Annotated in this window: 25 protein-coding genes; 11 read left to right on the top strand and 14 right to left on the bottom strand. The window is 69.1% G+C overall.

The features are described from left to right. Window position 1 precedes the first annotated feature (1 nt). A complete protein-coding gene (locus DNK52_RS14755; protein WP_239455695.1) occupies window positions 2-259 on the bottom strand; it encodes a hypothetical protein in 258 nt (85 codons plus the stop codon). Window positions 260-334: 75 nt separating this feature from the next. Beyond that, window positions 335-766 carry a molybdenum cofactor biosynthesis protein MoaE gene (locus tag DNK52_RS14750; RefSeq protein ID WP_110241796.1) on the bottom strand — a complete coding sequence of 144 codons (432 nt, stop codon included), beginning with the start codon at window positions 764-766 and terminating at the stop codon, window positions 335-337. A gap of 63 nt (window positions 767-829) precedes the next feature. Between DNK52_RS14750 and DNK52_RS14745 the strand changes: the two genes are divergently transcribed. Beyond that, on the top strand, window positions 830-2,185 hold the full coding sequence (locus DNK52_RS14745) for a zinc-dependent metalloprotease (protein WP_110241795.1): 1,356 nt from the start codon (window positions 830-832) through the stop codon (window positions 2,183-2,185). A gap of 2 nt (window positions 2,186-2,187) precedes the next feature. Further along, window positions 2,188-2,751, top strand: a complete 564-nt coding sequence (locus DNK52_RS14740) for an NUDIX hydrolase (RefSeq protein WP_110241794.1) — start codon at window positions 2,188-2,190, stop codon at window positions 2,749-2,751. A 64-nt stretch (window positions 2,752-2,815) separates the two neighbouring features. On the opposite strand, the gene DNK52_RS14735 is transcribed toward DNK52_RS14740, so the two are convergent. The 3 genes from DNK52_RS14735 to DNK52_RS14725 all read right to left on the bottom strand — a co-directional run bounded on the left by DNK52_RS14735 (window position 2,816) and on the right by DNK52_RS14725 (window position 5,399). After that, entirely contained in the window at window positions 2,816-3,352 is a 537-nt protein-coding gene (locus DNK52_RS14735) for a M48 family metallopeptidase (RefSeq protein WP_110241793.1), read from the bottom strand. Between the two features lie 11 nt (window positions 3,353-3,363). Next, window positions 3,364-4,419 carry a PHP domain-containing protein gene (locus tag DNK52_RS14730; protein WP_110241792.1) on the bottom strand — a complete coding sequence of 352 codons (1,056 nt, stop codon included), beginning with the start codon at window positions 4,417-4,419 and terminating at the stop codon, window positions 3,364-3,366. 173 nt (window positions 4,420-4,592) lie between these two features. Continuing rightward, complete coding sequence (locus DNK52_RS14725) at window positions 4,593-5,399, bottom strand: enoyl-CoA hydratase/isomerase family protein (protein WP_110241791.1); 807 nt, start codon at window positions 5,397-5,399, stop codon at window positions 4,593-4,595. A 175-nt stretch (window positions 5,400-5,574) separates the two neighbouring features. Between DNK52_RS14725 and DNK52_RS16200 the strand changes: the two genes are divergently transcribed. Beyond that, on the top strand, window positions 5,575-5,733 hold the full coding sequence (locus DNK52_RS16200; protein ID WP_188113260.1) for a DUF5679 domain-containing protein: 159 nt from the start codon (window positions 5,575-5,577) through the stop codon (window positions 5,731-5,733). Window positions 5,734-5,872: 139 nt separating this feature from the next. Further along, window positions 5,873-6,655: a TOMM precursor leader peptide-binding protein gene (locus DNK52_RS14720; protein ID WP_110241790.1), complete on the top strand. Its 783-nt coding sequence runs from the start codon at window positions 5,873-5,875 to the stop codon at window positions 6,653-6,655. Window positions 6,656-6,669: 14 nt separating this feature from the next. Here the strand turns inward: DNK52_RS14720 and DNK52_RS16195 are convergent, their stop codons facing one another. The 4 genes from DNK52_RS16195 to DNK52_RS14705 form a co-directional block, all read right to left on the bottom strand. Continuing rightward, a complete protein-coding gene (locus DNK52_RS16195) occupies window positions 6,670-6,831 on the bottom strand; it encodes a hypothetical protein (protein ID WP_204163566.1) in 162 nt (53 codons plus the stop codon). A 24-nt stretch (window positions 6,832-6,855) separates the two neighbouring features. After that, the gene (locus tag DNK52_RS14715; RefSeq protein ID WP_110241789.1) at window positions 6,856-7,143 is read right to left on the bottom strand and encodes a WhiB family transcriptional regulator; all 288 of its coding nucleotides are present in this window, start codon (window positions 7,141-7,143) and stop codon (window positions 6,856-6,858) included. A gap of 114 nt (window positions 7,144-7,257) precedes the next feature. Then, window positions 7,258-7,488, bottom strand: coding sequence for a hypothetical protein (locus tag DNK52_RS14710; RefSeq protein WP_110241788.1), 231 nt, complete (start codon window positions 7,486-7,488; stop codon window positions 7,258-7,260). 149 nt (window positions 7,489-7,637) lie between these two features. Then, window positions 7,638-9,698, bottom strand: a complete 2,061-nt coding sequence (locus DNK52_RS14705) for an ATP-dependent DNA helicase UvrD2 (protein ID WP_239455694.1) — start codon at window positions 9,696-9,698, stop codon at window positions 7,638-7,640. 164 nt (window positions 9,699-9,862) lie between these two features. Between DNK52_RS14705 and DNK52_RS14700 the strand changes: the two genes are divergently transcribed. Further along, the gene (locus tag DNK52_RS14700) at window positions 9,863-10,324 is read left to right on the top strand and encodes a GNAT family N-acetyltransferase (RefSeq protein WP_110241786.1); all 462 of its coding nucleotides are present in this window, start codon (window positions 9,863-9,865) and stop codon (window positions 10,322-10,324) included. A 74-nt stretch (window positions 10,325-10,398) separates the two neighbouring features. Then, window positions 10,399-10,641 carry a mycoredoxin gene (locus DNK52_RS14695; protein ID WP_204163565.1) on the top strand — a complete coding sequence of 81 codons (243 nt, stop codon included), beginning with the start codon at window positions 10,399-10,401 and terminating at the stop codon, window positions 10,639-10,641. 10 nt (window positions 10,642-10,651) lie between these two features. On the opposite strand, the gene nudC is transcribed toward DNK52_RS14695, so the two are convergent. Further along, window positions 10,652-11,605 (bottom strand): NAD(+) diphosphatase, encoded by a 954-nt coding sequence (nudC, locus tag DNK52_RS14690; RefSeq protein ID WP_239455692.1) that lies wholly within the window; start codon window positions 11,603-11,605, stop codon window positions 10,652-10,654. 253 nt (window positions 11,606-11,858) lie between these two features. Between nudC and DNK52_RS14685 the strand changes: the two genes are divergently transcribed. Beyond that, a complete protein-coding gene (locus tag DNK52_RS14685) occupies window positions 11,859-12,170 on the top strand; it encodes a DUF5818 domain-containing protein (RefSeq protein WP_110241785.1) in 312 nt (103 codons plus the stop codon). A gap of 104 nt (window positions 12,171-12,274) precedes the next feature. Here the strand turns inward: DNK52_RS14685 and DNK52_RS14680 are convergent, their stop codons facing one another. Then, window positions 12,275-14,704, bottom strand: coding sequence for an immune inhibitor A domain-containing protein (locus tag DNK52_RS14680; protein ID WP_239455685.1), 2,430 nt, complete (start codon window positions 14,702-14,704; stop codon window positions 12,275-12,277). A gap of 160 nt (window positions 14,705-14,864) precedes the next feature. Between DNK52_RS14680 and DNK52_RS14675 the strand changes: the two genes are divergently transcribed. Continuing rightward, complete coding sequence (locus tag DNK52_RS14675) at window positions 14,865-15,116, top strand: putative signal transducing protein (protein WP_110241783.1); 252 nt, start codon at window positions 14,865-14,867, stop codon at window positions 15,114-15,116. Here DNK52_RS14675 and DNK52_RS14670 read toward each other — a convergent pair. Next, entirely contained in the window at window positions 15,090-15,512 is a 423-nt protein-coding gene (locus DNK52_RS14670; protein ID WP_110241782.1) for an acyl-CoA thioesterase, read from the bottom strand. The genes DNK52_RS14675 and DNK52_RS14670 overlap by 27 nt on opposite strands. A 35-nt stretch (window positions 15,513-15,547) precedes the next feature. Here DNK52_RS14670 and DNK52_RS14665 point away from each other — a divergent pair, with 35 nt between their 5' ends. Together DNK52_RS14665 and DNK52_RS14660 are read left to right on the top strand one after the other, a co-directional pair. Further along, entirely contained in the window at window positions 15,548-16,639 is a 1,092-nt protein-coding gene (locus DNK52_RS14665; RefSeq protein ID WP_110241781.1) for an alcohol dehydrogenase catalytic domain-containing protein, read from the top strand. Window positions 16,640-16,663: 24 nt separating this feature from the next. Next, window positions 16,664-17,164, top strand: coding sequence for a nucleoside deaminase (locus DNK52_RS14660; RefSeq protein ID WP_110241780.1), 501 nt, complete (start codon window positions 16,664-16,666; stop codon window positions 17,162-17,164). A 6-nt stretch (window positions 17,165-17,170) separates the two neighbouring features. Here DNK52_RS14660 and DNK52_RS14655 read toward each other — a convergent pair whose 3' ends face one another. Next, window positions 17,171-17,962 (bottom strand): alpha/beta fold hydrolase, encoded by a 792-nt coding sequence (locus tag DNK52_RS14655; protein WP_110241779.1) that lies wholly within the window; start codon window positions 17,960-17,962, stop codon window positions 17,171-17,173. A 43-nt stretch (window positions 17,963-18,005) separates the two neighbouring features. On the opposite strand from DNK52_RS14655, the gene DNK52_RS14650 reads away from it, so the two are divergent. After that, complete coding sequence (locus tag DNK52_RS14650; protein ID WP_110241778.1) at window positions 18,006-19,784, top strand: GNAT family N-acetyltransferase; 1,779 nt, start codon at window positions 18,006-18,008, stop codon at window positions 19,782-19,784. 25 nt (window positions 19,785-19,809) lie between these two features. Here DNK52_RS14650 and DNK52_RS14645 read toward each other — a convergent pair whose 3' ends face one another. Further along, a complete protein-coding gene (locus DNK52_RS14645) occupies window positions 19,810-20,505 on the bottom strand; it encodes a YqeB family protein (protein ID WP_110241777.1) in 696 nt (231 codons plus the stop codon).

Below are 20,505 nucleotides of genomic sequence, written 5' to 3'. Positions count from 1 at the left end.
GTCAGCGGGAGGGTCGGGTCGAACCGTCCACGGCGCTGCTCTCGCGCGTCGGCCGGACCGCGATCCCGGTGCTGCGGTCCCGGACCCGCACGTCGGGGCGACCGGGCGTCGCGTACTCGCGCTCGAGCGCCTTGGTCAGTCGGGTGAGGGCGACGTCGCGGTCGACCTCGCCGCGGCCCTCGCGTCCCAGCCAACCGACCCAGACCATCGCCGCGACGGCGACAGCGACGCTGGGCACCAGCCACCACAGGATCTCCACCAGCACAGGCTAGGACTTCGAACGGCACACCTGTGTCCCCCACGCCGGAGCAACCCCTCTGTCGGGCCGATCGCGTCAGGGGGTCCCGACCCACTCCTCGTCGCCGTCGTCGAACCGCTGGTGCTTCCACACCGGGACCTCGTTCTTGAGGGTGTCGATCAGGTCTCGGGACGCCGCGAAGGCGACTTCACGGTGAGCTGAGGTCGTGGCGACGATGACGGCGACGTCACCGATCTCCAAGGTGCCGGTGCGGTGCACCGCAGCCAGCCCCAGGATGTCGTGATCGGCCGCGATCCGTCGCGCAACCTCCTCCAACCGTGCCACGGCGGTGGGATGGGCGGAGTAGTCGAGCCCGGACACCCCGCGCCCGTGGTCGTGGTCCCGCACTCGACCGACGAAGAGGGTCAACGCTCCCGCCCGCCGGTCCTCCAGGGCGCCGACGACCTCGCCCACCTCCAACGGACTCTCCCGCAGTTCGACCAGACGTACGACGTCGCGCTCGCTCATGGCGTGAAGTGTAGGCAGGTGTGCTCACCTCACCCTCACCGTCCGACGCGTAGGCTCGGACACATGAACGAGACCCCCGGAAACGCAGGTCACGGCGACGACGACGGCGACCAGAATCCGTTCAAGGGCACGCCCTTCGAGCAGATCTTCGGTGCCATGGGCGGCGGAAAGGGCATGCCGGGCGGCATGCCCGACCTGAGCGCACTCATGGCGCAGATGCAACGGATGATGACGCCCCATGAAGGTCCGATCAACTGGGACCAGGCGGTTGACATCGCACGCCGGACGATCGCCCAGCAGAGCGACCCTTCGCCCTCCCAGCGGCAGAAGGACGCGGTCGCCGATGCCGTACGACTCGCCGACCACTGGCTCGACGAGACCACTGACTTCCCTTCCGCGGTGATCTCCGCGACCGCGTGGAGCCGTGCCGAGTGGGTCGTGGAGACCGCGGACACCTGGCGCACCCTGGTCGAACCGATGGCCGGCTCTGCGGCCGAGACCCTCAGCAAAGCCCTGCCTGAAGAGGCCCGCGCCCTGGCCGGTCCCCTGATCGGCATGCTGCGCCAGCTCACCGGCTCGATGGTCGCCAACCAGGTGGGCTCCGCGCTCGGTGGTCTGGCCGGCGAAGTGTGGGGGGCCACCGATGTCGGCATTCCCCTCGCCTCCCCCGGTCGCGCCGCGTTGATCCCGGCCAACATCACCGCCTTCTCCGACGGTCTCGACGTGAGCGAGGACGACGTCCTGCTCTATCTCGCCCTGCGCGAGGCCGCCCACCAGCGTCTCTTCGCCAGCGTCCCGTGGCTCTCCGAGCACCTGGTGGGCGCGGTCGCCGACTACGCCGCCGGCATCGAGATCAACACCGCCGGCATCGAGGAACAGATGCGTGGGCTCGACCTCAACAACATGGCCGCCATGCAGGAAGCCTTCGAGGGCGGGCTCTTCGACATGAAGACTTCGCCGGCCCAACAGGCCGCACTGGAGCGGCTCGAGGTGACGCTGGCCCTGGTCGAGGGATGGGTCGACGAGGTCGTCGGCCAGGCTGCCGATGCCCGGATGCCTGCCGCTTCGAAGCTCGCCGAGGCCGTACGTCGTCGCCGCGCCGCCGGCGGACCCGCCGAGCAGACCTTCGCCTCCCTGGTCGGCCTCGAGCTGCGTCCTCGCCGACTGCGTGACGCCTCCACCCTGTGGGGCTCGCTGCGGACCCGTCAGGGCACCGAGGCCCGTGACGGCGTCTGGATGCACCCCGACCTGCTGCCGACAGCGGCCGACCTCGACGATCCCCTGGGATTCCGCGAGGGCGCGGAGGCCACGACCCTGAGCGACGAGGAGTTCGACGCAGGCCTGCGGGACCTGCTGGGCGACCCCGACTCCCCCGCCGAACCGCCCGCCGACCCCACCACCGACCCGACGACTGACTGAGCGTGACCCTGCACGCTGACGCCCTGCGTTGCCTGACCGCGTGGGATCCGCCCCCCGGGCGGCAGTCGCACCTGCGCAGCAACTACCTGACCCACCTGCACGCCCACCCCGACGGCATGGAGCGGAGTTGTTTCCCCGACCACCTGACCGCCGGGGTCATCGTGCTCTCCCCCGACCTCGACCATGTGCTGCTCAACCTGCACGGCAAGGCCAAGCGCTGGTTCGCGTTCGGGGGCCACTGCGAGCCTGCCGACACCACCCTGGTCGGCGCTGCCCTGCGCGAAGGGCTGGAGGAGTCCGGGCTGGAGCGACTCGACATCGATCCGGTGCCGGTGCAACTGGACCTGCACGAGGTCGATTTCTGTGACCCACGCGGCACGGTGCACCACCTCGACGTACGTTTCACCGCGCTGGCCCCCGAAGGCCCGGACGATTCAGCACACCGGACCAGTGACGAGTCCCTGGACGTGCGGTGGTGGTCCGTCAACGCCTTGCCCGAAGGGCTCGAGGACGACATGCATGCATTGGTCTCGCTGGCCCGCGAGCGGTGGGCCAGTCGTCGGTGAGCCGGTCGCGGTGGGCCAGTCGTCCGTGAGCCGTCGGAACACCACAAGTGAGCAAGTGCGCCGCTCAGTCGGCGTCCTCGCTGCTGGGGCGCTCGACCTCCGCCGCGTCCGACCAGCCCAGAAGGTACCCCCGCGCCCGTTCGGCCTTGGGGAACCGGTTGACCCAGGCCCAGAACTCCTCGTCGTGACCTGGGACCAGCAAGTGGGCCAGCTCGTGCACCAGCACGTAGTCGATGACCCACGCCGGCATCCCCTGGAGACGTGAGGAGAGCCGGATCGAGCGGTCGCTCACCGTGCACGATCCCCACCGCGACTTCTGGTTGTCCACCCAGCGCACTGAGCTCGCCCGGGCCAGACCGCCGAAGAACTCGTCGTTGAGCTGGCCGGCCCGCGCCACCAACTGTTCGTCGCTGGGGCGGGTGCGTGCGTCGGAGCGCGCCAACCGCTTGAGCATCTCGTCGACCCAGCGGCGCTCTTCGCGCTTGCTCATCGAGGCAGGGATCAGGACGATGACCTTGTCACCGTCCCGGTAGGCAGAGACCGTACGACGACGCCGCGCGCTGCGGCGCACTTCGATCGGCTCGACGGGCTCCCCCTCCATAACGACGGACCCTACGGGTTGGCCCACTCCAGAAGACGCGATTTCTCCCACGTGTTGACGATTCGCTCGGGGTCGATCCCGGCGGCCTCGGCCCGGGCACAACCATGGTCGAGCAGGTCGAGCTGCCCGGGAGCGTGGGCGTCGCTGTCGACGGAGAAGAGACACCCGATGTCACGGGCCAACTCGATGAGCGCGGTGGGCGGGTCCCGACGTTCGGGTCGCGAGTTGATCTCGACCGCCACGTCGTGGGTCGCACAGGCCTCGAAGACGGCGCGAGCATCGAACTCGCTCCGGCCCCTGGTCCCCCGCGCCCCGGTGACCAGTCTCCCGGTGCAGTGACCCAGGACGTTCATCCGCGGATGGGCGATCGCAGCTACCATCCGGCGGGTCATCGCGGACGACTCCATCTTGAGCTTGGAGTGGACGCTGGCGACCCTGACGTCGAGTCGTGCCAACATCTCCTCGCTCTGGTCGAGCGCACCGTCGTCGAGGATGTCGACCTCGATCCCCTTGAGCAGGGTGAAGTCACTGCCGGACAGGTGCGCGTTGACCGCCTCGACCACCTCCAGCTGACGGGCCAGACGCTCGGCGGAGAGGCCGCGCGCCACCTTGAGACGCGGCGAGTGGTCGGTGAGGACCAGGTACTCGTGACCCAGCTCGATCGCGGTGAAGGCCATCTCCTCGATCGGCGAACCTCCGTCCGACCAGTCGGAATGGGAGTGCAGATCGCCGCGCAGGGCAGCTCGGATCTTTTTCCCGCCCTCGACCTGGGGACCGCCGTGATCGGCGCGCACCCGCGCCAGGCGCTCGGGCAGCTGGCCTCGTGCGGCGGCCTCGATCACCGTTGCCGTGCTGGCCCCGATCCCCGGCAGCGAGGTGAGCGTGCCGGCCTCGACGCGTTCGTCCAGTTCCTCGGCAGACAGCGGCAGGATCGTGGCGACCGCCGTGCGGTACGCCTTGACCTTGTACGTGTCCTCGCGAGCTCGTTCCAGCAGGAACGCGATCTCGCGCAGCGCGGCGACCGGACCCGCGTCGTACGCGTCAGGGTCGTGGGGACTCCTCGTCACCGATCTTCCTCCTCCACAGGATCGATCCGTCCATCTTCGCTGCTCAGGCCACGATGCGGGAGTGGGGCGCCGTCGGTTGTGCACACTCCGTCCCGATGTCGCGGTGAGTTGTGCACCGAGAAAGCAATCACTGCACAACCCTCTCCACAGGTTTGTCCACAGGTGGGGACGCCTCAGGAGCCGCCGAAGCGGGGAGCCCGCTTCTCCTGCACCGCCCTGATCCCTTCCTGCAGGTCATCGGTGGCCAAGGTGACCGGCTGGGCGAGCGCCTCCCACTGCAACGCGCTGTCAAAGGTCGCGTGCCCCCCGTCCAGGAGCGCCAACTTGGTGAGCCGGGTCGCGATCGGGGCGTTGGCTGCAATCTGGGTGGCGGCCGCCACTGCCTCGTCCAGGAATGCCCCGCTTGCGATCACCCGGGAGACCAGGCCCATCGAGAGCGCCTCGGACGCCTCCACGATCCGCCCCGTGAGGAACAGGTCGCGCGCCGCCGCGAGCCCGACGACCTCGGGAAGCAGGAAGGTCCCGGCCATCCCGGGGTGCAGTCCGAGCTTCAGGAACGGGACACCCATCTTGGCGTTCTCGGCGGCGAACCGGAGGTCGCAGGCCAACGCCATGCAGAGCCCGGCACCAATGGCGGGGCCGTTGATCGCTGCGATCGTCGGCACCTCGAGGCGGCGGATCGAGAGCCAGGCACGGTAGAAGGGCAGCATTCGCTCACGCAGTGCGTCCACACCTGCGTCGGGCTCGCTGGCCAGCCAGTCGAGGTTGCCGCCGGACGAGAATGCACTGCCCTCACCGGTGACGACGACCGCTCGCACCGACCTGTCACCGGCCAGATGATCGACGGCGCGGACCCACGATTCGGTCATCTCGTCTGACATCGCATTGCGCTGACCGGCGTTGTCCAGGGTCAGTACCGCGACCCCGTCGCCACGGCGCTCCAGACGAAGATGGGTCAGTTGCAGGGTCGCGTCAGTCATGGCCGAAGCCTACGCAGCAGTAGTCGCGACTCGCGGGGAACGGTGTGCCGCCTACGCTCAGGCGTGAGTGTGTCGTAGTGTTTCCAAGGTCCGAGGCGTAGAGCCCCGGAATCCGGCGGGCTTCCCCGAATCCCCGTCGCGACGACCGAGACACACCAACATCAAGGAGGCCGTCATGGCGGAGACCTGGAGTGGCGAGTTCTACTGCGTCAAGTGCAAGGAAAAGCGCGAGGCATCAGGCGAGGTCAAGGTCAATGACAAGGGCACCCGGATGGCCAAGGCCGTCTGCCCCGTCTGCAGCACCAACCTCAACCGCATCCTCGGCAAGGCGTGACACACGCCCCCTAGCGGTTCTCGAGAACGGCGTCACCCCTCACCGGGGTGGCGCCGTTCTTGCGATGGCGCCCGGCGGGAGCGCACAGCCCTGTGGATGAGCGCCGCGGCGTGGCTGCGCTGGCTGCCACTCTGGGTCCATGACTTCGCCACCGCCTCGTGTCGTACGCCTCCGCAAGGGCGTCGGCGCCGTTCCACGTGGTGACGGGCTGCTCCAGGTGGGCAGCGACCCTGCCAGACGGGTCCTGCTCCCGGACACCACCTCCATCGGACTGTTGCTCCAGCAGCTGCAGAACGGTCGGGTCAAGCACAACCCGACGACCGCGTCGGTCCTCAACGCTTTGGACGGGGCGGGCCTGGTCGTGGACATCGCCGAGGAGCGGCTGCTGACCGAGGCCCGGGCGCACACCAAGATCTCGCTGCGGAGTCCCCAGGAGTGGCGTCCGCTCGCAGAGACTCTCCTGCGCGAGGGAGGGCTCGCGCAGGCACGCAACGACAGCAGCGCCGACGTCGGGCTCGTGATCTCCCTCGGCGAACCACCGCGCGAGGAGCACGACCTCGCCCTGAGTGCGGACCGCCCGACCCTCTTCGTCTCGGTCCTGGACGCCCGGGTGCGCGTCGGTCCCTTCGTCATGCCGGGAGCGACTGCCTGCCTGCGCTGCGTGGATGCGTGGGTCAGCGAGCAGGATCCGGGCCACCGTCCAGCCACGCCGGCCCCCGTCCCCCCGGACGACCTGTCACCCCTGCTGGTGCACCAGGCCCTGTTGAGTGCCACCGCCGACCTCTGCTCGTGGGCAGAGGGGCGTCAGCCGCGGGCGTGGTCGGCGTCGCTCTGGTACGACGAACACCTGGGCGTCGAGGAACAGCGTTGGCCGCGACACCCGCACTGTGGGTGCTGCTGGGGGGACGAGCTGACCGGCTGAGGCCCCCCACTCACTCAGATGACCCGAGCGAGGGCGAGTCGGGCCCGCAGCGCAGCCTGTTCGGCCTTGCGGCTCAGGCGGCGGGCAGCCGCGAGACGGTGCCCCTGCCGGTCTGCCCGGGCCTGCGCCAAGCGGTCGGCGTAGGTGGTGCGTGCGATTTCTTCACTGATCAACATGGTCAAGCCTTTCCGCTCGATGGGTCACGCAGAGAGTTGTCGTACGGGTGGGGACGGGCGGGTCTGGTCCTTGCGGGGACGCCCTCGGGGTCGTTTGCGTGGGATCACGACGCCTTGGAGGAGGAGTTCGCCTCCCCAGACGCCCCACGGTTCACTCCGGGCGAGGGCGTCATCGAGACAGCTCTCCCGGAAGGGACAGCCCCCGCACAGGCTCTTGGCCCGCTCGACCTCGGCCGGCGTGTCGGCGAACCACAACTCAGGGTCGTTGCTCCGGCACGGGGTCTGCGTCGGGTGGAGAACACTGACGGTCACGGTGTTCCTCTCCTTGCTTGTCTACTCAGAAACTGGTGGTCATACGGGCCGGGCAAGCAAAAGGCCGCGGATCCCGGTGTGGGATCCGCGGCCTGGAGATCGACCTGTGATGACTCAACAGGCCGGTGGACTCCAGACGACAGGTCCCGGAATGGCACGCATGATGGCGACGACGCAGCGGCGGACCTTGACCACCATGACGGCGGCGTCGGTCCATACGGCAGCAGCAGCATTCGCGGCACCATGCGTGGTGGCAGCCTCACGGAGGCGGACGGCTGCCGCGAAGGACGGCGCGACGAACGACGGCTGCGTGGCCGTCATCATCGTGTTGGTGTTGTTCTCCATGGGTCCACCTCCTCAGGTGATCAGTGGCGCCGGCTTTGTCAGGGCCGTGGTGCGCGTCTCAACAGGTCTTGGATGAAAGTAGCGGTTGCCGCATCGCCGGGGCAAACGATTTATTGCGAAGTTCTCGTACGACTTCTTCGTGGCCGTCTTCAGGCGTGCTCCGAGAGGAGCCCATCGAGGTCCTCGCCGTACTGCTCGATCTTCTTCGGGCCGATCCCGGAGATCCGCAGCAGGGCTGCTTCACCCTGCGGTTTGTGCTCCGCGATCAACTGGAGCGTTGTGTCACTGAAGACCACGAAGGGTGGCACCTCGTCGATCGCAGCCCTGGCCTTGCGCCAGGCGCGCAGCTCCTCGTACAGGTCCTCGTCGTAGGTCGCCGGGCAGAGGTCGCAGCGGCCCAGTTTCTTCTCCCCCGCCGTGCTCAACGGGCGTTTGCAGATGCGGCAGTGCCGACCCTTGGCCGGCCCCTTCTTCTTGCCCCGGACACCGGCGACGTTCTCGTCTTGCCCCTCGCCGACCAACGCGTCGAGGAAGCGCGAACGACTGCGGTTGCCGCGGCCGCCGGGATTGCGGGCGTACGCCCAACTGAGCCAGAGGTGGGTCCGGGCCCGGGTGAGGCCGACGTACAGCAGTCGGCGCTCCTCCTCGATCTCGACAGGGGTCTTGGCATAGATGATCGGCAGGGTGCCCTCGACGAGACCGATCAGGAAGACCGCGTCCCACTCGAGTCCCTTGGCGGTGTGGAGCGTCGCGATGGTGACGCCCTCGGCCACCGGAGCGTGCTGCTCGGAGGCCCTGCGGTCCAACTCGTCCACGAAGGAGCCCAGGTCGGCCTGCTCACCTCCGTGCTCGGCGGCGAAGGCGACCGACTGGTCCACGAGTGCTTGCAGGGACTCCCACTGGTCGCGCGTCTTGCCGCGCGTCGCGGGGGCGGTGGTCGACCAACCCATCCCGGACAGGGTGGCCCGTACGGTCTCCAGCATGTCGCCGTCCGAGCCGCCGGAGCGGGCCGTGCCGCGCAACAGGGTGACGGCCTTGCGCACCTCCCCGCGATCGAAGAAGCGAGCAGCGCCGCGGACCACGTACGGCACCCCGCGGGCCGCCAGCGCGTCCTCGAACGCCTCGGACTGGGCGTTGATCCGGGTCAGGACGGCGACCTCACTGGCCGCCAACCCACCGGAGATGAGTTGCGCGATCTGCTCGGCCACCGCAGTCGCCTCCGCGACCTCGTCGCTGTGCCCAGCAGCGTGGATCTCCGGCCCGGCCGCACGCTGGGCACGCAACTCGACGCCCTTGCTGGGTGATCCGGCCAACAGGGTGTTGGCAGCGGCAATGATCTGCGGGGTCGATCGGTAGTTGCGGACCAACTCGATGGACGTCGCCCGTTCGTGACGTTCGGTGAAACGGCGCAGGTAGTCGGCATCGGCCCCGGCGAACGAGTAGATCGTCTGGGCCGGATCACCGACGACGCAGATCTCGTCGCGTCCGCCGAGCCACAGGTCGAGCAACGCCGACTGGAGGGGCGAGACGTCCTGGAACTCGTCGACGACGAACCACTTGTACTGACGGCGGACCTGGGCAGCGACCCGCTCGTCGTCAGCCAACAGGCCCGCGTTCCACAGGAGCACGTCCTCCATGTCCATCCGCCCCGAGCTGCGCTTGACCTCCTCGTACGCGTCGTAGACGTGACCGACGGTCGTGGGATCGATCTCGCCCACGCTGCGTCCGCGACGGATCGCGGTGACTGCGTAGTTGTCCGGGGAGACGTTGGAGACCTTCGCCCATTCGATCTCGGAGGCCAGGTCACGCAGGAGGGCCTGGTCAGGAGCCAGTCGCTGTCGCCTCGCGGCGGTGGCCAGGATGCCGAGCTTGGACTCGGTGAGATCGGGCAGCTCGCGGTTGTGGACGCGGGGCCAGAAGAAGCGCAACTGCCGCAGCGCCGCCGCGTGGAACGTACGCGCCTGGACCCCACCGGCCCCCAGGGCCCGGAGTCGCCCACGCATCTCACCAGCCGCCCGTGCCGTGAAGGTGACGGCGAGGACCTCCGTGGGCTGGTAGACCCCGGTGGCCACGCCGTACGCGATGCGGTGCGTGATGGCGCGGGTCTTGCCGGTCCCTGCACCGGCGAGGACCCGTACCGGTCCGCGCAGCGTCTCAGCCACCCGTCGCTGCTCAGGGTCGAGCGCTTCGAGCAGGGCATCGGGGGTCAAGGCAGGGCTCCTTGGGGTGCTGTCAGGTGAGGAGTCGAGCCTAGACGCCACCGGGGACACCTCGCCGACGCCCTGTGGACGACACACCCGGCCCGGTGACGGCCCCCACGCCGTTGCCCACGCGCCGCAACACGGACGCAACATCGAACAGGCACGATGCGTGCATGCTTCCGCGGATCCGACGAGCCGACTTCGCCGATCCGTTGTTGGCCGACTTCCTCGGGGCGCATCTCGCCGAGTTGGCTCCCACTGCCCCCGCCGAGAGTCGGCACGCCCTCGACCTTGGCGGGCTGCAGGCACCGGGCGTACGCCTGTGGGTCGCCCACGACGACACGGGGATCGTCGGCACCGCGGCGCTGGCACCGCTGGCTCCGGGACACGAGGAACTCAAGAGCATGCGGACCGAACCGCGACGGCGTGGTCAGGGTCTGGCCACCCAGTTCCTGGCCCATGTCCTGGGCGACGCCCGCGCACGTGGGGTCGAATGGGTCTGGCTGGAGACGGGAAGCATGGACTTCTTCGCACCGGCGCGGGCGCTCTACTCCAAGGCGGGGTTCATCCAGTGCCAGCCGTTCGGTCACTACACGGAGGACCCCAACTCGGTCTTCATGGCGTTGGCGTTGTGAGGGGTGGGAACAACGCGCCCACCCGAACAGTTGTCAGGGGAGACATCCCCGATGCCGAACAGGACACTGGATCCATGACCTTCACGATGTACAGCACCCCTTGGTGCGGCTACTGCCACCGCCTCAAGAGCCAGCTCGACCGCGAGGGCATCCCCTTCGAGATCGTCGACATCGAGCAGGTCCCGGAGGCCGCCAAGATCGTCGAGGAGGCCAACGGCGGCAACCAGACCGTGCCCACCCTCGTCTACGCCGACGGCAGCTCCCAGACGAACCCCTCACTGCGGGATGTCAAGGAGAAGCTCGCCTCCCTGGCCTGACCTGGTCTGATCAGGCAGGCGCGGTGGGCAGCGACTCGCCGTACCAGTGGGTCAACAGCGACGCCGAGATCGAGACACTGCGCGGCACGGTCACGCTCCCTTCCACCAGCCCGTCGCGCAGTTCGCCGCGGGTGAACCAACGGGCGTCCTCGATCTCGGCACCGTCGACATGGATCTCGTCGCTGGTGGCGCGGCCGGTGAATCCGAGCATCAGGCTCGACGGCAGCGGCCACGACTGCGAGCCGAAGTAGGACACCTCCCCCACGCGTACGCCGGTCTCCTCGTACGTCTCGCGCCGCACCGCGTCCTCGAGTGTCTCCCCCGGTTCGCAGAAGCCAGCGAGGGTGGACCACTGGGTGGCTGGCCACGCGGCCTGGCGGCCCAGGAGGACCGACTCGTCGTCACTGCCGGGCTCACCACGGGTGATTGCCATGATGACGGCGGGGTCAGTACGCGGGAACTGCGAGCGCCCGCAGTCCTGGCAGACGAGTTCGTGGCCGGCTGCCCGCGAACTCAGGGCACCGGCGCAACGCGGGCAGAACCGGGTGGCTCGGCGCCACTCCGCCAGTCCGATGGCGTGGAAGAGCCACGGCGCCTCGTCGGCAGCCCGGTCGTCGCCGGTCGCGAAGAGGTCCCAGAGGCCCCGCAACCCCACCCAGGACTCGGTGCCCCCGACGACGTCCTCCCGGGACGCCAACAGGGCAAAGCGTGTGCCGCCGTCGCGGTGGCCGAGCAGCATGCGCTCGGCTCCGGGAGCCAGTTGCTCTGCCTGGGCGGGGGTGAGCCAGCGCGCCTCCAAGGTGCCGGGTGCGACACGACCGCCGCTGACGACGATGACCCGGGTCGACTCGAGCGCCCACTGTTCGTCCAGCCAGTCACCGTCGGTGCGGTGCAGGGCCTCGCGGTTGTGGGCACGCATGGAGAGCGCCACGTGAGGCAGGGTTCGTTGCTCGTCGCGGTTCACACGGCGAGGCTAGCCCTCAGGAGGAAGGGGGCGGGTCGCGAGAGGGCATTGCCTCCCAGTCTCGCGAGGAGGAAACTGGAACATTGATCAGTTGACCGGGAGTACCGCCATGCGTTCGCTCACCTCTGCGATGGGTGCCTCACAGAAAGGCTGCGCGGTCGGGCGCGGTCCGACATCCGAGCGTCGGCGCACTCCGAGGTGGGGCATCGCCCTCATAGTGGCCACAGCGGTCCTGAGCGGTTGCGGACAGGGGATGGACACCGACGAGGACGCTCCCACTGAGGAGCCTCGTCCGACGACCAGCACACCGACCCGCTCACGGACCTGGACGCCACCCAGCGAAGGGAAGCAGAAGATCCGGGTGAGCGGGGAGATCATCCGGACGGGCGACTGCGTCGTGGTGCGCGACGACAACTCGATCACGTGGACACTGACCGGCGACCAGACCAAGGACCTGGAGGTGGGCGATCGGGTCCGGGTCACGGGTGCCCCGGACCTGGGGGCCAAGGCATGCGGCGGGCCCCTCGTGAGGACGACGAGCGTCACCGTCACCCGTGCCCGCTGACCCCTGACCCGGGCTCGCAGGGCAGGGCGAGACGAACTCGAAGGCGACGAGGGCCGGGCGTACTGCTCCCGACCCTCGTCGTCCTGCTGGCGGATGCCTTCAGATCAGCGCACCCTGATCCGCATCGAGGTGCCGTTCTGCTTCAGCACGCGGATCTTCACCCCCACTCCAGCGACCTTGACGCCCGTGCGGGGCTGGCCTCCGTTCACGTACGGCTGGAAGTAGCGGTTGGGATTCGAGTCGTCGAACAACGGATTGGCCTTGGCCCCCCGGATGTAGCTCCGGCGCCCGTCCGAGGTGAGGTGGAACGAATCCGCCCGCTCCAGGCCGAACGGGGCGTCGTAGGTCTGGATCCGACCACGCCAGGCCTCGCCCTGCAGGTTGAAGATCACCCGAGGATGGGCGTCGACCGGAAGGACCAGTCCTTCACCGGGGTGTTGACTGGTGTTGTTGTCCGAGTAGGACGCGTCCCAGTAGTTGACGAGCAGGCCGTTCTGGTACGGGAACTTCTCCACGAAGTTGGGCCGGTCCGGGAAACTGAAGTTGTACGGACCGGTCCTGAGATACTTGTCGTAGGAGACGTACGCCCGGTTGCTCGCCAGGTAGAACCGGTCCGTCACCGCGGTGATCGTGCCGCCCACCGACGTGAAACCGTCCAGGTCCCAGCCGTTGGGCGGGTTCTCGGCACCGTCGGCGAAGACCACCTCACCCCCACTGTCCGTGACCACGATGTCGTCGACGAACAGACCGGACCATCCCAGGTCAGGATCCTGACCCTGAACGGCACCGTCGGTCCGGTAGCGGGCCCGGAAACCGATCGTCTGTCCGGCGTACGGCGTCAGGTCGTAGGAGATCGACACGTAGCCGTCACTGACCCCGTCGATCCCCACTTCGTCGAAGTCGGCGTCGGCGTCGGGGTCGAGCGCCGTGGTCGGGAGCTGGGTCCACTCCCCGCTGCCGGCGGGCACCTCGACCTCGAAGAAGGCGTAGTCGTAGTCCTTCTCGATGTTGTACTGCGCCTTGAGGCTCAGCGTCGCTCCCACCGCTGGGATCGCGAGGTCCGCCCGGGACATCGAGGGTTCATAGTCGTCGCCCTGGCCGCTCCACCACTGCTTGGTCCCTTCCGGCGGGGTTGCGAGTGCGGTGTCGGTCGACTTGTCGGGCAGCACCACGGCCACACCCTGTGGCTTCTTCGAGTTGTACTCGTGGGGACCGAGGTTGATCGTCCGTTTCTGACCGGCGACGACGGTCTCGTAGTCGAGCCAGCCGAGTTGCAGCTTGTCCCAGACGCCCAGATCGGCGGCACGCGTGCCGATGCCCTGGTCGCCGGCAGCCGAGACGCGGCTCTGTGCCATCAGGGTCCACCAGTTGACCGGGTTGTCGCCCGCCGCAGCGGTGTCGTAGTGGTCAGGTAGCCCGAGGTCATGGCCGTACTCGTGGGCAACGACCGACAGGCCCCCGTTCTCGGGCTGGATCGTGTAGTCAGCCACCCAGATCCCGGTGTTGCCGATCTGGTGCCCGCCGTCGAGGTTGTCGGCGGGACCGAAGACCCCGTCGCCGTTCTGGAAGGCCTTCCACCGGTGGCTCCAGATCGCGTCCTCCCCGTAGATGGGGTCCCGGTCGGCCTGGTCACCCCCGGCATGGATGATCTGGAACCTGTCGATGTAGCCGTCGGGCTCGTCGAAGTTGCCGTCACCGTCGAAGTCGTAGCGGTCCCGGATGTCGTACTGGGCCACCGTCTGCTTGATCTGGGCGTCGGTCCGGCCTGCGGCCTTCTGGTCGGCGAACCACTGGTCCATGCCGTCCGAGACGATGTTCCAGGTGTTGCTGCAGACGTTGGACGCACACGGATATCCGTCGCTGCGGCCATACCGTGCCTGGTTGTAGGGGACGACCGTGAAGTCCGTGACCATGCCCTCGACGCTGTAGCGACCGGAGGACTGGCGCTCGTAGTACGTCTTGAGTGACTCCACTCCCCTGCCGGTGCCGAAGTAGAGGTCGCGGTAGTACTGCTTGGAGTACCTCTTGCGCCACTGCGTCGTGTTGTCCTGGGGCCCGGGCTCGGGGATCTCGTTGAAGGACGGCCCGTCGTAACGAACCGGACCCGCCGTGTCGGGCGAGGTGTCCTGATCCGGGTAGTTGGGGTGCCGCTGGTCGCCGAACTCCACCAGGAAGACGAACACCTTGTCGGTGCGCTCGTTGGAGAGTTCGACGTACTGGTCCTGGGTGGCGGTGCCGCGGCGGCCCCGCGCATTGACCCTGCGGTTGACGGGCTCGCGTCCCACCTTCAGCACCGAGTTGCCGCTGATGGTGCGAGGAGTTGCCTCCCCCTTGAGCACGTCGGCCCAGGCGTTCTGCCTCAGCGAGACCTGCTTCTCCGCCTTGGGGTTGGGCAGGACATGGTTGGAGTTGGCGCTCTGGGGTTCGCCCGCAGCGCCCGGGGTGGGGGCCGGTGCGGCCCCAGCCGTCGGGATGGCCATCAGGCCTGCTCCCGCAATCAGTGCCAGGCTCAACCCGGCAGTCGTGGTTCGCACGAGGATCGTTCCTTTCCCGAGAGGCAGGGAGCCCGGATCCTTCGTAGCGGCTCGCCTGTGATTTTGGACACTATGTGGTCCAGTACCCTCTTGGACAGAGTCGAGTTGGGCCGAGTTGGACAGACCCGAGTTCGACAGGGCCGAGATGAGGAGACTTCAGATGGCAGAGCTGATCCGAACGACCGACGTCGCGATGGTCCCCCTGATCGAGGGGCTGCTCGACGACGCGGCGATCCCCTTCCAGGTCGCCGATCGCAACATCAGCTCCCTCGAGGGCGCCATCATGGCCTTCCCCATGCGGGTGCTGGTCCCCGATGACCGGGAGGCCGAAGCTCGTCAACTGATGACCGACGCCGACCTCGGTCACTGGCTGCGCCCCCAGGACTCAGACGAGCGCCCTCTCGACCAGTGACCTGACCTCGGTGGGGATCGGGATCGGGCGGCGGTTCTCACGGTCGACGTAGACGTGCACCCAGGTGCCGACGGCGGCCACAGGGCCGTCCTCCTCGAAGAGCGCCAGGCGGTAGGTGATGCTGCTCTTGCCCAGTCGGGTCACCGAGATCCCCACGACGAGCGGGTCGGGGAACTTGAGCTCGGCCAGGTAGCGACATCCCGACTCCGCCACCACCCCGAGCCAGGGCGCCTCCATCGGGTCGATGTCGCAGGTGGTGCCGATCCAGGCATTGATCGCGGTGTCGAAGAGTGCGTAGTAGACCGCGTTGTTGAGGTGGCCGAACATGTCGTTGTCGCTCCACCGCGTCGACACCGGCCAGTGGATCGGGAAGTCACTGCTCGTGAGATCAGCCATGGCCTGATCCTCTCAGGTCGGTGCAGGGTGGACCCATGAAGATTCGTGGAGCGGTCCTCGACACCATCGGCCTCCCCCGTCCGTACGCCTCCTCGGCGCCGCTGACGGTGACCGAGCTGGACCTGGCCGAGCCCGGCCCCGGTGAGTTGCTCGTACGCATCGAGGCCGCGGGGCTCTGCCACTCCGACCTCTCGGTGGTCGACGGCAACCGCGTACGCCCCGTCCCCATGCTCCTGGGCCATGAAGCGGCCGGCATCGTGGAGATCGGCTCCGGTGACATCGAGCCCGGCCAGCGCGTCGTGATGACCTTCCTACCGCGCTGCGGCGACTGCGCGGCGTGTGCCACCGACGGACTGACCCCCTGCCTGCCGGGCTCGGCCACCAACGGGGCCGGGACCCTGATGAATGGCGACGTCCGGCTGAGCCGCGACGGTGAGCCGGTCCTGCACCACCTCGGCGTCTCCGGGTTCGCCACCCATGCGGTGGTGGACCGCCGTTCGGTGGTGCCGGTCCCCGCTGACGTGTCTGCGGTGGTGGCCTCCCTCCTGGGCTGTGCGGTCCTCACCGGCGGCGGCGCCGTGCTCAACGTCGGGCGACCCCTCCCCGGCCAGACCGTCGCCGTCGTGGGCCTCGGTGGCGTGGGCATGGCGGCCGCCCTGACCGCGCTCGCGTACGACGACGTACGGGTCGTGGGTGTCGACCGGCTCGGCGACAAACTCACGTGGGCCAGTGACCTGGGGGTCCACGAGACGCGTACGCCTGAGGAGGCCGTCGATCTCAAGGCCGACGTGGTGATCGAGGCCGCGGGCCATCCGGCGGCGCTGGAGACCGCGATCGGCCTCACCGCACCCGGCGGTCGCACCATCACCGTCGGGCTCCCCCACCCGGATGCCCGTATCCAGGTTTCCCCCTTGGGCCTCGTCGCCGAAGGTCGCTCCCTGATCGGCTCCTACCTGGGCTCCGCGGTCCCCTCGCGCGACATCCCTCGCTTCGTCGAGTTGTGGCGCAGCGGACGCCTGCCCGTGGAGTCGCTGGTCTCCTCGACCATCCGCCTCGACGAGATCAACGCCGGGATGGACGAGTTGGCCGACGGCCACGCGGTGCGGCAGATCATCGAGTTCGGCTGAGCCGGGTGTGATTGGGTGGATCCCATGCCAGACCCCAGCGTGATCACCGAGCAGGACCGCCGCTTCCTCGAACGCTGCGTCGACCTGGCAGCGGAGGCGCTGGACGCCGGCGACGAACCCTTCGGTTCAGTCCTGGTCGACGCCGACGGCACCGAGAGGTTCGCGGACCGCAACCGGACCGCCAGCGGCGACCGCACGAGGCACCCGGAGTTCGAGATCGCCCGGTGGGCCGCTGAGCACCTGACCCCCGAGGAGCGGGCGCACGCGGTCGTCTACACCTCCGGGGAGCACTGCCCGATGTGCTCGGCCGCCCATGCCTGGGTGGGCCTGGGCCGGATCGTCTTCGCCAGCAGCAGCGCGCAGCTCACCGAGTGGTACCGCCGCTGGGGAGTCGTCCCGGGTCCGGTCGTCCCGCTGCCGATCCACGTCGTGACCCCACACATCCCCATCGCCGGCCCCGACTGCGAGCTGAGCAGCCGGGTGCGTGAGCTGCAAGCGCGAAGGCACGGCGTCGACCGCCCCTGACTGCGGTCAGGAGATTCGAGCAGCAGTCCGACGGACGTCCGCCATGAGGATCGAGGGCCAGCGGGCCACCTCGTCGGGGGTCGATGCCACCTCCAGCGTCGCCCGCGGCAGCAGGTCAACCAGAGCCTGCGCGGTGGAGACCGGGTGGGAGGGATCCTCGGTCCATGCCAACAGCGTGGTGGGGACGTCCACACCTGCGATGACCTCCGGGTCCGGAAGATCACTGACCGCGGCCCCCCGCAGCACGGTCGGCAACAGGTGATCAGCCACGTCGGGCACCGTTTCCGGCGCACCCAGCGTGGCCGGTGGCCTGGCGACTGCGCGTCCGATGCGTACGAAGGCCTCCGAGCCCTCGCGTTCGACGAAGTCAGCCGCCTTGAGGTAGTCCGCCTGCTTGGCGCTTCGGGTCTCCCAGGCCGTGGGCGGCACCAGGAGGGTCAGGCTGCTGAACCGGTCCGGGTCACGCACCGCGGCGTGCAGGAGCGTGCCGGTCCCCATGGACGGGCCGACGCCGTGCACCCGCTCGCCGGGAAACCAGGCGTCCAGCAGCCGCAACAGGTCGTCGGCGAGGACCGGCCACCGGTAGTCCTCGGGCACCTCACGGCCGGTCGAGCGCCCGTGGCCCCGGGCGTCGTACCGCAGCAGCCGCGTGCCGCTGAGGCCGCGTCCCAGGTCGAGGTCGAGCAACCGGTCGCGGTAACGGCTGGAGGTGAGTCCGTGCAACTGGACGACGGGGTGACCTCCCTCGTCGCTCAGCTCCACGTCGAGTTCGGCCCCGGAGACGGTGAAGGTCGGCACGTCGTGGACTCCTCGGCTCGCAGGTGGCGCCTAGGGTAGCGCCATGCGGCTGACCAACATTGCCCATCTGCGTCTGCCGTTCGGTCGACTCAGGGGCTTCGACGTCGAGGTCGGCCCGCCCGGGGTCGCGCTCCCCGTCTCCTTCGACCAAGGCCGCCACGTGGCGGCCGGCACCCGTCCCGGCTCGTGGATGGCACTCTCCTTCACGTTGCCCGACGTGGTCGACCCGGACGCGCTGGCGACCGCGTGGCTGGCCGTGATCGCCCGGCACGGCACATTGCGCTCCGTCTTCGTCGACTCCGACGAGGGGGCGGCGTTGCACTCCGTGGAGGTCGCCGGCGGATGTTGGATCGATCATCCGATCGGCCCCGGCCAGGCCGTCAACGAGGCACTGCGCGACGTGCTGGACGAGGCGTGCAGCCCGTACGCCCGTCCTTCCCACCGCCTGTGCCTGCTGGAGAGCGTCTCCGGTCCGACCGTGGTGATCGGGGCCGATCACAGCCACACCGACATGTGGTCCATGCTGGTCATCGCCCGCGACCTGTTGACCGCCCTCGAAGCGGTCCGCGCGGGCTCCGAGCCGGACCTGCGCCCCGTCCCGGCCTTCGCCGAACACACGCGGTCGCTGGCAGCGCGGCCCACGGCGCCGGCCGACGTCCGTCGCCGTTGGGCCGAGATCATCGCCGACGGTGGGGACGTGATGCCGCGCTTCCCGATGCCGCTCGGCGACGTGGCCACCCCGCAGGCCGAACGGGTCGAGGTGCGCGACGTCCTCGACGTCGACGACTGCGCGGCCCTCAGTGCTGAGGCCCGCGCCCAGGGCTTCTCCACCCTCACCCTCGTGGTCGCGGCGATGACCGCCGTCACCCGTGACCTCGCCGGCACGGCCCTACGGGCAGTCTTTCCGGTGCACAGTCGCTACGACGCCACCTGGCACGACTCGGTGGGCTGGTTCATCACCAACTCCGTCCTCGAGTCAGGAGACCCGGACCCGGAGGCCAGCGGTGCGGCGCTGCGTGAAGCCATCCGTCTGGGTTCGTGGCCGCTGGCCGAGGTGTTGGAGCCCTGGGGCGGGATGCCCGAGGCCCCCGGCATGTTCGCGATCTCCTGGCTGGACCTGCGACGCCTGCCGGTGCGGGTCGACGCGGTCGGGCTGCAGGCGCAGTACGTGGGCGCGAAGATCCGCACCGACGGTGTGATGCTGTGGTTCGTCCTCGACGACTCCGGACTGCACCTGCGTTGCCGCTACCCCGACACCGACGAGGCACGGCGCAACGTGGGCGCCTGGCTGGACGCCTTGGGACGCGACCTGCAGGCGCGGGCCGCAGCGTCCACCGGGGCCCTCCTGAGACTCACCGGCGCGTGGGGCGAGACCCACTACCGGGTGCAGCGGGCGACGCGGAGCGACCTGCCGGACCTGGTCTCGCTGCTCACCGACGACCTCCTCGGAGCAACTCGGGAGAGCCCCGACCTGACCACCTACGAAGCCTCCTTCGACGCGGTCACCCGCGACCCGGCGCACTACCTCGCCGTGGTCCGCGACGCGGAGGATCGCAACGTCGCCACCATGCAGTTGACCGTGCTGCCCGGGCTGACGCGTGCGGGCACCACCCGGCTCCAGCTCGAGGGCGTACGCATCGCCTCCTCGCACCGGGGCCGCGGACTTGGCACCGCGATGCTGGAGTGGGCGCACGACCACGGGCGCGCCCGAGGAGCCACCCTGGCCCAGCTCTCCACCGACATGGCTCGCGACCGCTCCCGCGCCTTCTACCGCAGCCTCGGGTACGAGGAGAGTCACGCAGGCTTGAAGCTCACGCTCTGATGCCTGGGCCTGTCCACTGGCTGCGCTACGGGGCGAGGGGGCGCCAGAACTGCTTGTTCCCCTCGTCGCGCACCACGACGCCGACCTTTGCCAGCTCCTCGCGGAAGTCCTCGGTCTCCTCGCCGTTCTTCAATTCCAGAGACTTCTGTCGAGCCGCCAAGATCGCGTTCGCCTCCGGGCTCAGCGCCGGGGAGTCCTGGATCCATCGGGCGAACGTGTCGTCCCACGGGTCCTTCTCGACCCATGCGTAACCGTGGCTGACGAAGGCGTCCCGGACCTTTTCCTGGGACAGGTCCTCGACCCGTACGGCACCGCCGCGCCGTCCCAAGGCGTCCTGGACCACCAGCCGCCCGTTCTCCGCGAAGACACACGCCACCGACTCCCTCGCCACCACCTGTTCGTCACCGTCCTGGGTGAGGGTGACGCGGTCGGGGCCCACGGTCACCCGGGCCGCCTCACCCTGGGCGATCACCGCGAGCACCAGCCCCAGCACCACGCCGACACCGGCGAGCACCGGTAGCGTCCAGTCGCCCGTGACCTCGTCCACCAGACTCAACGGTCCTTGGAAGGGGGCCCAGGTGAGCCCCACGATCCAGTCGAGGGCGAAGGTCAGCAGCGCGCCCGCCAGGGCTCCTGCGATCGGGAAACCGAGCCAGACGACGGCATGGAACTCGGCGTCCGGCCCAACCGTGGTCTCGGGCGGTCGAGGGGTATCCGGCAT

The sequence above is a fragment of the Nocardioides gilvus genome (assembly GCF_003194605.1).
In the GTDB taxonomy this organism is placed as follows: domain Bacteria; phylum Actinomycetota; class Actinomycetes; order Propionibacteriales; family Nocardioidaceae; genus Nocardioides; species Nocardioides gilvus.
This window is presented reverse-complemented; position numbering and strand designations above follow the sequence as displayed.